Raw genomic sequence first — 1195 nt, 5'->3', positions numbered from 1 at the left:
ATCCGTACACCACCTTGCCGGACGCCACCCGTCGATTCGCAACTGATCGGCATCCGTGGTGCACGTGCAGAGTGGACGGATGACGAGCACGACCCGGAAGGGTCGACGCTGATCACGGAGTGGTCGCGGGCCGAGGGACTGCGCGGTGAGTACCTGGCCGAGCTCATCGAGCTGGAGCACGCGCGAGAACGACTCGAAGCGGGAACCTACGGTCGGTGCGCGCGCTGCGGCGAGAGGATCGTCGAGGGACGTCTGCGGCGAGTACCGGCGGCAAAGATGTGCGTGCCATGTCTCGGCGCGTCGCGCTGAGCCTCGCTACACTCACACCCAAAGCCACCTCGTCGGAGACTTTCGCCGCGGGGCGGAGTCCGGGGCCGCCGAAGGCAGGGACCGCAGTGGGGACTGAGAACAGAGCGCTAGTGGGCGACGCCCTCGAGCTCGTCGTGGCGGGCGTGGGGCCCTACCTCGATCGCATGCTCGCCGATCACGCCAGCGCGCGCGGCGTCGACGCCGGACCTATCGTCGATCGTGACCTGGTGAGCATGCTCGGCGTGCTCGCTGGAGCGCCGGCTTTCTCCGGTGAAGAAGCGACGGCGAACGCCCTCGCCGGCTACGCACGCGAGCTGCAGGCGGTGTGGGATGCCTGGGCGCGCATCCGTCCGTTCGACGCGGCAGAGACGTACCGCGCCCTGGACACAGCCGCGCGTCTGCTGCAGACCGTCGGGGCCGATGACGAGGCATCGATCGTTCGCGAACTCGCCACCGTCCCCCTCGCTCTCTTCGCCGCACGCGTGCTCGCCGAGTACGTGGCGGACGATGCTGCGTCGGAGGACGAGTCGCCCGCGCCGGACGAGTCTGCTGCCGCTGCTCAAGAGGACGAGGCGGATGCTCCTCACGACGAAGACGTGATCGACACCGTGGATGAGGAAGCGGTGGATGAGGAAGCGGTGGATGAGGAAGTCGGCGACGACCTGACTCGCCCCGTTCGACTCCGTGCCGTGAACCATCCCCGACACGCGGAGCGCGTCGAAGACGCACGTGCCCCCGCATCCATTCGAGCACTGCGCGCGGTCGATCCCGCCCTCCCGCTCGTGACCTGGTCTGAACTGAGCGACACGATCACGGCGCTCTTGGCGACGGGGCGCCTCGATCCACAGGTGCTTGCGGGATTCACACGCCGTAGCCTCGACGAACG

The 1195-nt window shown here is 68.4% G+C and carries 1 protein-coding gene and 1 pseudogene; both read left to right on the top strand.

Features of this window, described 5'->3' with window-relative positions; translation table 11 throughout:
- On the top strand, positions 1-309 hold a 309-nt coding region (locus tag MIC448_RS06015; RefSeq protein WP_051513235.1), incomplete at its 5' end, for a TraR/DksA C4-type zinc finger protein.
- A gap of 110 nt (positions 310-419) precedes the next feature.
- Positions 420-1195: pseudogene (locus tag MIC448_RS06010) on the top strand (hypothetical protein); the annotation flags it as partial.

The organism is Microbacterium sp. C448, from assembly GCF_000582705.2.
In the GTDB taxonomy this organism is placed as follows: domain Bacteria; phylum Actinomycetota; class Actinomycetes; order Actinomycetales; family Microbacteriaceae; genus Microbacterium; species Microbacterium lacus_A.
This window is presented reverse-complemented; position numbering and strand designations above follow the sequence as displayed.